6 protein-coding genes are annotated in these 10,738 nt (G+C 64.6%); 1 reads left to right on the forward strand and 5 read right to left on the reverse strand.

All coding sequences use genetic code 11. The features are described from left to right. Window position 1: 1 nt before the first annotated feature. The gene (locus tag NKJ37_RS27770) at window positions 2-3,361 is read right to left on the reverse strand and encodes a transglutaminase family protein (protein WP_352775880.1); all 3,360 of its coding nucleotides are present in this window, start codon (window positions 3,359-3,361) and stop codon (window positions 2-4) included. 112 nt (window positions 3,362-3,473) lie between these two features. Continuing rightward, window positions 3,474-4,670, reverse strand: a complete 1,197-nt coding sequence (locus tag NKJ37_RS27775) for an acyl-CoA dehydrogenase (protein ID WP_352775883.1) — start codon at window positions 4,668-4,670, stop codon at window positions 3,474-3,476. 138 nt (window positions 4,671-4,808) lie between these two features. Between NKJ37_RS27775 and NKJ37_RS27780 the strand changes: the two genes are divergently transcribed. Next, complete coding sequence (locus NKJ37_RS27780) at window positions 4,809-5,720, forward strand: LysR family transcriptional regulator (protein WP_127326690.1); 912 nt, start codon at window positions 4,809-4,811, stop codon at window positions 5,718-5,720. Here NKJ37_RS27780 and NKJ37_RS27785 read toward each other — a convergent pair whose 3' ends face one another. The 3 genes from NKJ37_RS27785 to NKJ37_RS27795 form a co-directional block, all read right to left on the reverse strand. Then, complete coding sequence (locus NKJ37_RS27785; protein WP_352775885.1) at window positions 5,721-8,048, reverse strand: Tex family protein; 2,328 nt, start codon at window positions 8,046-8,048, stop codon at window positions 5,721-5,723. 127 nt (window positions 8,049-8,175) lie between these two features. Further along, window positions 8,176-9,357 (reverse strand): serine hydrolase domain-containing protein, encoded by a 1,182-nt coding sequence (locus NKJ37_RS27790; protein ID WP_352775888.1) that lies wholly within the window; start codon window positions 9,355-9,357, stop codon window positions 8,176-8,178. A gap of 36 nt (window positions 9,358-9,393) precedes the next feature. Continuing rightward, on the reverse strand, window positions 9,394-10,590 hold the full coding sequence (locus NKJ37_RS27795; RefSeq protein ID WP_352775890.1) for a serine hydrolase domain-containing protein: 1,197 nt from the start codon (window positions 10,588-10,590) through the stop codon (window positions 9,394-9,396). Window positions 10,591-10,738 lie beyond the last annotated feature (148 nt).

Consider the following 10,738-nt stretch of genomic DNA (forward strand, 5'->3'; position numbering starts at 1 on the left):
ATCAGAGTCTTGCCGGCCGCCGAAGGTCAAGGGTCATCGGGAAATCTTCCGCCGGTTGTTCTTCACGGATCACATAGGCGGATGGCGTATGGCCGCGCGGTTCGAAACGGGCGAGCCGCCGAGCTTCCGCCTCGTTGCCATTGACCGGAAAGGTGTCGTAATTGCGCCCGCCGGGATGGGCGACGTGGTAGACGCAGCCGCCGACCGCACGTCCCGACCAGCGGTCATAGATGTCGAAGACCAGCGGCGTGTTGACCGGCAGCGCCGGATGCAGGCCCGATGCCGGCTGCCAGGCCTTGAAGCGGACGCCCGCCACCGCGACCTCTCTGTTGTCCGTCACCTTCATCGGCACGATACGGCCGTTGCAGACGATCGCGTGGCGCTCCGGATTCAACCCTTCGGTCTTGACCTGCAGCCGTTCGACCGAGGAATCGACGAAACGCACGGTGCCGCCGATCGCGCCTTGCTCGCCCATGACATGCCAGGGTTCGAGCGCCTGCCGCAGTTCCAGCTTGATGCCGGCATGCTGAACCTCGCCGCAGAACGGGAAGCGGAATTCGAGCTGGGCGTCGAACCATTCGGGCCTGAATTCGAAGCCGTTGAGCTTGAGGTCGTCGAGCACGTCGAGGAAATCGGCCCAAACATAATGCGGCAGCATGAAGCGGTCATGCAGCGACGTGCCCCAGCGCACGAAGCGGCCATCGAGCGGGCTCTTCCACGCGCGGGCAATGATCGCCCTGACAAGCAGTTGCTGCGCGAGGCTCATGCGTGCATTGGGCGGCATCTCGAAGCCGCGGAATTCGACCAGTCCCAGCCGACCGGTCGGTCCGTCCGGCGAAAACAGTTTGTCGATGCAGATTTCCGAACGATGCGTATTGCCGGTGACGTCGGTCAACAAATTGCGGAACAGCCGGTCGACCAGCCATGGCAAGGGTGCGTTGCCCTGGTCCGGATGCGGTACCTGCGCCATCGCGATCTCAAGCTCGTAGAGCGAGTCGTGACGCGCCTCGTCGAAGCGTGGCGCCTGGCTGGTCGGCCCGATGAACAGGCCGGAGAACAGATAGGACAGCGACGGATGACGCTGCCATTGCAGCACCAGGCTCTTCAGCAGGTCCGGCCTTCGCAGGAACGGGCTGTCATTGGGTGTCGCACCGCCGACCACGACATGGTTGCCGCCGCCGGTGCCGGTGTGGCGGCCGTCAATCATGAACTTGTCGGCGCCAAGCCGTGTCTGCCGTGCTTCCTCATAGATCGCCGTCGTCGTCGCCACGCAATCCTGCCAGTTGGAAGCAGGATGGATGTTGACTTCGATGACGCCGGGATCAGGCGCGACGCGGATGACGTTGAGGCGCGGATCGTGAGGCGGGCCGTAGCCCTCGATATGCACGGGAAGGCCGATCGCCTTCGCCGCGTTCTCGGCCGCAGCGACCAGTTCGAGATAGTCTTCCAGCGCCTCGACCGGCGGCATGAACACGCAAAGCCGCCCATCGCGCGGCTCGACCGAAAGCGCGGTGCGCACCGCGCCGCCGCTCTGGGTGCTATCTTGTTGGCCCCGGTCCTGCTGGCCGGTCGCAGCGGTGAACGATGCCGCTTGCTGGCGGCGCGCCATCTCGTCGGCACCTTCCAGTTCAGCCGGAGCCGCCGAGGGCAGGATGGCTTCACGCGCGGGCAGCGGTCCGCGTGGCAGCGACGGATCGACCGGCACGATGTAGGGGAATTGCTCCGGCGGCACATAGGGCAACGTGCCGAGTGGCAGGCGGTAGCCGACGGGTGAATCGCCGGGTACCAGGAACAGCCGGCCGCGCCGCGTCTTCCATTTTTCCGAGCGCCAGCGCGGATCCGATGCCTGGCTATTCCAGCGCTGCACCGGCAGCACATAGCCGGACGGCTTGGTCAGCCCGCGTTCGAACACTTTCGCCATGCGGCTGCGTTCTTCCGGGTCCTCCAGCCTGGAGTTGGACGGATCGACATTGTCGGGCAGCTTGCCTTCCTTGAGCAGCCATTCGGCCGGATCCTCATAGGCTTCGCTGACCATGGTCTTGTCGATGCCGAGTTCGCCGGCAATCGCGGTGAGCAGGCTTTCGGCCTGCTTCGGGCCGATATCGGCCTCGCTCTTTTCGCGTGCGATCAGGGACGGATCGCTCCACACTGGCTGGCCGTCGGCACGCCAGTAGAGCGAAAAGGTCCAGCGCGGCAGGCTTTCGCCCGGATACCATTTGCCCTGGCCGTAGTGGAGAAAGCCGCCGGGCGCGAAGCGCTCGCGCAGTTTACGGATCAGTTCGTCCGCCTTTTCGCGCTTGGTGGGACCGACGGCGGCGGTGTTCCACTCGGCCGACTCGAAATCGTCGATCGACACGAAGGTCGGCTCGCCGCCCATGGTCAGCCGCACGTCCCCGGCCGCGAGAGCGGCATCGACCTTGTTGCCCAACGCATCGAGAGCCTGCCAGCTTTCGTCCGAGAACGGCTTGGTGATGCGCGGATGTTCGGCGATGCGGTCGACCCGCATCTCGAAGCCGAATTCGACATTGGCGAAGCTTGCCAAGCCGGAAATGGGAGCCGCGTTGCGGAAATGCGGCGTCGCCGCCAGCGGCACATGGCTTTCGCCGGTGAGCAGGCCAGAGGTCGGATCGAAGCCGATCCAGCCGGCGCCGGGAAGATAGACCTCGCACCAGGCATGCAGATCGGTGAAGTCTGTCGCCGTTCCCGGCGGACCGTCCAGCGCGATCAGATCGGGCTTCAACTGGATCAGATAGCCGGAGACGAAGCGCGCGGCGATGCCGAGATTGCGCAGGATCTGCACCAGCAGCCAGCTTGAATCCCGGCATGACCCCTTTTTCGCGGCCAAGGTCTCTTCCGGCGAGAACACTCCGGTTTCCATGCGCACGATATAGGCGATCTCGCGCTGCAGCCGCGCATTGAGGTCGACCAGGAAATTGACGGTGTTGGCAGCGCTGCGATCGATGGTGTTCAGCAGCGCGGACAGCAGGGGTCCCGCGGGTTCCGGCGTGCGATAGATGGCGAGATCGTCGCGGATTTCTTCCGGATACTCGAATGGAAACGCCTCGGCCGACGGCTCGACGAAGAAATCGAACGGATTGTAGACCGTCATGTCGGCGACGAGGTCGACCTCGATCTTCAACTCCGTCACCGGCTCCGGAAACACGAAGCGGGCTAGGAAGTTGCCGTAGGGGTCCTGCTGCAGATTGACGAAGTGGTTGGCCGGCTCGACCTTGAGCGAATGGCTCAGCACCTTGGTGCGGGAATGCGGCGCCGGCTGCAGCCTGATGATCTGGGGCCCGAGAACCACCGGCCGGTCGTACTTGTAGTGGGTCAGGTGGTAGACAGCTGCCAGAATTGCCATGGAGCCCCGGAATTCAGCGTTTCAAACGATTTCGCTGAACCCTGACACATCTGGCGACCATTCTCCAAGCAGAGATGTTGCGGTGCACCTAATTTAAGCAACGGTTGCCGGCTCAGAAAAACGCCTGTATCCCCGTCTGCGCCCGTCCCAGGATCAGCGCATGCACGTCATGCGTGCCTTCATAGGTGTTGACCGTCTCCAGATTCTGCGCGTGGCGCATGACGTGGTAGCCGATCTGGATACCGTTGCCGCCATGCATGTCGCGGGCCTGGCGGGCGATGTCGAGCGCCTTGCCGCAATTGTTGCGCTTGACGATCGAGATCATTTCCGGCGCCATCTTGCCTTCATCCAGCAGTCGCCCGACGCGCAAGGATGCCTGCAGCCCAAGCGCGATCTCGGTCTGCATATCCGCCAGCTTCTTCTGGTAGAGCTGCGTGCCGGCCAGCGGCTTGCCGAACTGCTTGCGATCGAGACCGTATTGGCGGGCGCGGTGCCAGCAATCCTCGGCGGCGCCCATCGAGCCCCAGGAAATGCCGAAGCGAGCCCGGTTGAGGCAGCCGAACGGTCCGCCAAGGCCTTTTGCGTTGGGCAGCAGCGCGTCTTCGCCGACCTCGACGCCTTCCATCACCACCTCGCCGGTGATCGACGCCCTCAGCGACAGCTTGCCGCCGATCTTCGGCGCCGAAAGCCCCTTCATGCCCTTTTCCAGCACGAAGCCACGGATCTCGTCCTTGCCGTTCTCGCCCTTCAGCTTCGCCCAGACGACGAACACGTCGGCGACCGGCGCGTTGGAAATCCACATCTTCGAACCGGACAGCTTGTAGCCGTTGGCTGTCCTCTCGGCGCGTGTCTTCATGCCGCCCGGGTCGGAGCCGGCATCCGGCTCGGTCAGGCCAAAACAGCCGATCCACTCGCCGCTGGCAAGCGTGGGCAGGTACTTCCTGCGCTGTTCGTCCGAGCCATAGGCGTAGATCGGATACATCACCAGCGACGACTGCACTGACATCATCGAGCGATAACCCGAGTCGACACGTTCGACTTCCCGCGCGACCAGCCCATAGGTGACGTAGTTCGCGCCAAGCCCGCCGAATTCCTCGGGGATGTTGATGCCGAGCAGGCCGGCCTCGCCCATTTCGCGGAAGATCGCGGTATCGAAAGTTTCGTTGAGGTAGGCGTCCTCGATCCGCGGCGCCAGTCTGTCGGCGGCGAAGGCGGCCGCGCCGTCGCGCACCATGCGCTCGTCTTCCGAAAGCTGGCCCTCGATCAGGAACGGATCTTCCCAGACGAATGCGTTCTTGTCGGCGGCCATCGCGTTTCTCCCAAACCAATGCATGTCGCTCAAAACGATGACATGCATGAAGCAAAATGTTGGCCCGTTCTATCGGCCTGCGCCTCGAAAAAATCAAACGAAATTGATTCACCGATCAATGAGCTCTAGGAATGGGTCATGAGTGTCCAACGCCGCCTTTTGCCCAACATAAGCGCCCTTGCCGCCTTCGAGGCTGTGGCCCGGCTGGGCAGTTTCACCGCTGCCGCCCAGGAGCTCGATTTGACCCAGGGCGCAGTCAGCCGGCAGATCAGATCGCTTGAAGACCAATTCGGCCGCCGGCTGTTCGAACGCGACAGCCGCAATGTCAGGCTGTCGACATCGGGCGAAATCTACGCCGAGGCGGTGCGTTCAGCACTTGGCCAGTTGCGTGACGCAGCCCTTGGATTGATGAGCAATCGGCATAGCGGCATCCTGAACCTGGCTATTCTGCCGACCTTCGGCACGCGCTGGCTGATGCCGATGATCCCCGATTTCGTAGAAAACAATCCCGATATCACCATCAACTTCGTCACCCGCGTCGGCCGCTTCGACTTCGCCAGGGAGAGGCTGGATGCCGCCATCCACTATGGCCTGCCGGACTGGCCCGAGGCCGACTCGACACTGTTGGTGCGCGAAACCGTGGCGCCGGTCGTGTCGCCCGAATTCCTCGCCGGCCGCGCCATCGCCTCACCGGCCGATATCGGCCGCCTGCCGCTGCTGCACATGGCGACGCGTCCTGGCGCCTGGACCGAATGGTTCGAGCATCAGGGCCTGAGCGCGCCGACCGGACCGGGCATGCAGTTCGAGCAGTTCGGCACCGCCGCCCAGGCCTGCATGGCGGGGCTCGGCGTGGCGCTGCTGCCGCTGATCCTCATTGCAGGCGAACTGCAGCGCGGCCAGCTGGTGCCGGCGCCAGGCCGGCCCATGCAAAGCCGCAGCGCCTACTATCTCGTCGTCCCACACGACAAGCGCGGCCATCCGCCAGTCGCCAGTTTTCGCGACTGGCTGCTGGGCCAGGTCGAGAAGGAGCCGGCCGTTCTGGCGTGGTAGCTACTTTCGCTTCAGCGCATCCGCCAAGGCAGCACCGAATGCGCCTTGCTGTGCTGGCCGCTCTGGCTGGCGTTGCTGCGGTGCCGGCGAACGTGGTGCCGGCCTGCCGCCACCATTGTCGCGTGGCCCGCCACGCGGTGCGCCACCCTCGCCGCCATCCTTGCGCATGGAAAGCGCGATGCGCTTGCGCTTGATGTCGACGTCGACGACCCGCACCTTGACCACATCGCCGGCCTTCACGACCTCATGCGCGTCCTTGATGAACCGGTCGGCCAGTTGCGAGACATGCACCAGCCCGTCCTGATGCACTCCGATATCGACAAAGGCGCCGAAGGCGGCCACATTGGTGACCGTGCCTTCAAGCAGCATGCCGGGCTTCAGATCCTTGATGTCGTCGATGCCGTCGGCGAAGGTCGCCGTCTTGAAGCCTGGGCGCGGGTCGCGGCCGGGCTTTTCCAGCTCCGCCAGGATGTCGCGCACCGTCGGCAGGCCGAAACGCTCGTCGACGAAGACGCGCGGGTCGAGTGCCTTCAGCGCGGCACTATCGCCCATCAGCGACCGCACATCGCGCCCGCAGGCGGCGACGATCTTCTTCGCCACGCCATAGGCCTCCGGATGCACCGACGAGGCATCGAGCGGCTCGCTGCCATTGGCGATGCGCAGGAAGCCGGCGGATTGTTCGAAGGCCCGCGGTCCGAGCCGCGGCACCTTGAGCAGATCCTTCCGGCTGGCGAACGGCCCGGTCGCATCGCGATGCGCAACGATCGCGTCGGCCAGAGACGCGCCGAGACCTGAAACGCGCGCCAGCAGCGGCGCCGAGGCGGTGTTGAGGTCGACGCCAACGGCGTTGACCGCGTCCTCGACCACCGCTTCCAGCGAGCGGCCGAGACGGTACTGGTCGACATCGTGCTGGTACTGGCCGACGCCAATCGATTTGGGTTCGATCTTGACCAGTTCGGCCAACGGATCCTGCAGGCGCCGGGCGATCGACACCGCGCCGCGCAGCGATACGTCGAGGCCGGGGAATTCCGCCGCCGCCGTCGCCGATGCCGAATAGACCGAGGCGCCGGCCTCGCTGACGATCACCTTCAGGGGCTTCGGACTACCATCCGCCGGCATGTCGGACAGCATGTCGGCGACCAGCTTTTCCGTCTCGCGGCTGCCGGTGCCGTTGCCGATCGAAATCAGCTCGACCTTGTGCAGCCGGATGAGCTTGGCGAGCTCCGCCTGGGTGCCGCGCACATCATTCCTGGGCGGAAACGGATAGACCGTCGTCGTTGTCAGCACCTTTCCGGTACCGTCGACCACGGCCACCTTGACGCCGGTGCGGATGCCGGGATCGAGCCCCATCGTCGCGCGCGAGCCGGCGGGAGCGGCCAGCAGCAAATCCTTTAGGTTTCGGGCAAAGACGTGGATCGCTTCCTCTTCTGCCCGCTCGCGCAGGTCGCGCATCAAATCGAGTGTCAGGTGCAGCGACAGTTTAATGCGCCAGGTCCAGCCCGCCACCTCCATCAGCCATCTGTCACCCGGCAGGCTGCCGCCGATGGCATAGGCATTGGCGATCATCCGCTCGACCGGCTTCACCGGCGACGTATCATCGGCATCGACCTCGATGTCGAGCGAAAGCACTTCCTCGTTGCGGCCACGCAGCATCGCCAGCGCGCGATGGCTCGGCACATTTACCCAGCGCTCGACATGGTCGAAATAGTCGGAGAATTTCGCACCGGCTTCCTGCTTGCCGTCGACCACCCTGGCGCGCATGAAGGCGCGCTCCTTCATGTAGCTGCGCAATTTTCCGACCAGATCGGCATTCTCGGCGAATTGTTCCGACAGGATGTCGCGCGCCCCTTCGAGCGCTGCCTTGGTATCGGCCACCTCTTCGCTGACATAGGCCAGCGCCAGTTCGGCAGGAACCAATGAGCGGTTCGCCAGGATGGCTTCGGCCAGCGGCCCCAGCCCGCGCTCCCTGGCGATCTCGGCCTTGGTCCGGCGCTTGGGCTTGTAGGGCAGGTAGATGTCCTCAAGTTCCGCCTTGGTGCTGGCGGCGACGATCTTGCCTTCAAGCTCCTCGGTCAGCTTGCCCTGTTCGCGGATCGAGCCAAGGATGGTGTCGCGGCGCGCATCGAGCTCGCGCAGATAGGCAAGGCGTTCGGCAAGATCGCGCAATTGCGTGTCGTCGAGCCCGCCGGTGACTTCCTTGCGGTAGCGCGCCACGAACGGCACTGTCGCGCCCTCATCGAGCAGTTCAATCGCCGCGGCCGCCTGTTCGGGCCGCGCGCTGATCTCGGCCGCGATGATGGCTGCAATGCGCTTGATGTCGGATGCCATGTCGTACCTGCTCTCGTCCAAAGAGTGGCGACCATAGGCGCAGACGTCCGGTCCGCCAACCGCCGCGTTTCCATGAGCCCGGCGGGTCCACAGGAAAGCGCGCGCTAATGTGGCGGCCAGGCGAGGATCAGACCATCCGGCTCAGCGCCTCGAAGAAGGCGACGATTTCGACATCGAGCGGATCGTCGACCGGCTCGGGCTGCGACGACATCTTGGCGATCACCACTTTGGTCCTGGGATCGACATACAGCCACTGGCCATGAATGCCGATGCCGCAATAGGCGCCGTTCGGCAAGCCCGTCTGGTACCATTTGTTGCGATAGCGGCCCTTCGGGAACAGCGGCTGCATCGCGCCGCGCTGCCAAGCGTCGGAACTGCCGCCGCTAGCAACTGTATCGCGCACCCAGGCTTCCGGCACGATGCGGCGGCCATTGGCCACCCCGCCTTGCCGCATCATCTCGCCAACACGCGCCAGGTCGCGCGGCGTCACCGAAATACCGCCGGCCGTGCGCGCCGTGCCTTCCATGTCGACGCCGATCGAGGCTTCGCCGACAGCGCCGAGCGGCAGCCACAGCTTCTCGCGCATCAGGTCGGTGAACCGCTGGCCCGACGCGCGCTCGAGCAGCAGGCCGAGCAGGTCGGAATTCGGCGAGCGGTAGCGGAAGGTCTGGCCATGCGGCTCTGCAAGGCGTTGCAAGGTCAAAATGAATTCGCGCAGGCTCTCCGTGCCGCCGCCCGGATTCCACAGCGTGGCGCGACGATAGCGGGCGAAAGCGCTCTCCGGATCGAGATAGGCTTCCTCGAAACCGAGGCTGACGCTCATGTCGAGCACATGCCGCACGCTCGCATCGCCATAGGCCGAGCCGGCGGCTTCAGGGATGTAGGCCGTCACCGGCGCTTCCGGGTCGAATACGCCCTCGCCTTCCAGAATGCCGGCAATGATGGCGGTCAGCGACTTGCTGATCGAAAAGATGATGTGGCGGGCGCCGAAATCCATATGCGGGGCGAACCAGTCGCCGACGATCTTGCCGTCTTTCATCACCGTCAGTGCGTCGGTGCTCGAACGCGCGAGAAATTCAGCCACTGTCTCCGATGTGCCGGCGATCGCGACCTTTTCGCCGAGCAGGCCGCCCATATCGCGCACGGGGGTTTCGACAACGCCCGACGTCGCCGCCACGCGGGCGGTCGGCACCAGTTCGCCGAGGTTCTGGAACGACCACCGGTTGAAGGGGTTCTCGCGCCAGTTGGCGAGCACCACCTGGTTGCGCCGGAAGCCATAGCGGGTCTCGAACACGGTCTTGCCGGTCATGGCGTTTCCTTCCGGTCGTTTCTTCTTTGTGGGGGCTCAGCGAAGTGCCGTGGCGATAGCGTGCACGGCCTTCAGCGTCGCTATGGAATAGGCACCATTGGCGAAATCCGGCCAGGTCGAAAGCTTCACCACGACCATTCCGGTGTTCCAGTCGATATGGATCATCTGACCGAACACGCCGCGGCACATCAGTGCGCGCGAGCGCGGATCCTCGATCCAGAACTGGTTGCGATAGCTGCCCTCCGGCAGGCTGGGGCTGAAGTCCGGCCCATGCCTGCCGTTGCGCGTCGCCTCGACCCAGCCGGCCGGCACGACGCCGCCACCATTGTCGAGGATCAGCTGGCCGAAGCGGCCATAGTCGCGCAGCGTCGCGTTGAAGCCACCGTCGGCCACCGCATAGCCGGCGCTGTCGACCGTGAAGCAGGCGCTTTCATCAGCGCCGAGCTTTTGCCAGAGTTCTTCCGAAACCACCTGCGGCAGCCGTTTGCCCGTCACCCGCTCCATGATCAAGGCAAGCACGTCGGTCTCGATCGAGCGGTATTCGAATTGAGCCCCGTGCGGGCGGATCGTGTCCTTCAAGCCGAGGATCAGCTCGAACATGTGCGAGGGCCAACGAAAGGCCGGATCGCTGTCCGGCGGCACCGGCTTCCAGCCGGTGGCGACATCGACCTGGCCAATGTCCGAATAGCGGTCGGTGTACTCCTCGGAGAAGCGGACGCCGCTGGTCATGTCGAGCACATGCTGCACACTGGCGCCGGCCCAGCCGGTAACACCGAGCTCCGGCAGGTAGTCCGTTACCGGTCTGGCCGGATCGATCAGGCCGCGCCCAACCAGTATGCCGAACACCGAACCGGTAAGGGACTTCGCCATTGACTGCGACAGGTGCAGCGTGCGCTCATCCATGCCGTTGAAGTAGCGCTCATAGGCGACCTTGCCGTCCTTGAGCACCAGGAAGCCGTCCGTATAGGTCTCGTCGAGCAGCCCGGCGAGCGTCGTCGGCGCGCCTGTGCTGTCCTCGACCGTCAGCCCGTCGAGATCGGCCTCGGCGCGTTCGAAGCGGTGGCGATGGCCATTGCCGCGCCAGACTTCGGCGGTCGGCAGAATTTCACGGATGTTCTGGAACGCCCAGCGGTTCCACGGCGGCCGGTCCCAGTCGAGCTTCGGCGGTACCATGGCGGGCGGCGAGCCCTGCATGATCGGCGGCCGCGGATCGGAATTGCGATAGGAGTCCATGACGGCCGAGTCCTTTGAACATGAAAACGGACCCGGCGGGGGGGGGCGCCCGGGGCGGGGGACCCCGGTTTTTTTTTGAACGAGGGGCCAGTCATGGGGTTAATTTAGAGGGGGGCCCGCGGGGCCTGGTCGTATAAAAAAAAACGCG

Origin of the sequence: Mesorhizobium sp. M0140, assembly GCF_040322475.1 — a bacterium.
In the GTDB taxonomy this organism is placed as follows: domain Bacteria; phylum Pseudomonadota; class Alphaproteobacteria; order Rhizobiales; family Rhizobiaceae; genus Mesorhizobium.

Coding starts and splice junctions, on each gene's coding strand:
- NKJ37_RS27770 (WP_352775880.1), bottom strand. CDS start 3,361: ATGGCAATTCTGGCAGCTGTCTACCACCTGACCCACTACAAGTACGAC.
- NKJ37_RS27775 (WP_352775883.1), bottom strand. CDS start 4,670: ATGGCCGCCGACAAGAACGCATTCGTCTGGGAAGATCCGTTCCTGATC.
- NKJ37_RS27780 (WP_127326690.1), top strand. CDS start 4,809: ATGAGTGTCCAACGCCGCCTTTTGCCCAACATAAGCGCCCTTGCCGCC.
- NKJ37_RS27785 (WP_352775885.1), bottom strand. CDS start 8,048: ATGGCATCCGACATCAAGCGCATTGCAGCCATCATCGCGGCCGAGATC.
- NKJ37_RS27790 (WP_352775888.1), bottom strand. CDS start 9,357: ATGACCGGCAAGACCGTGTTCGAGACCCGCTATGGCTTCCGGCGCAAC.
- NKJ37_RS27795 (WP_352775890.1), bottom strand. CDS start 10,590: ATGGACTCCTATCGCAATTCCGATCCGCGGCCGCCGATCATGCAGGGC.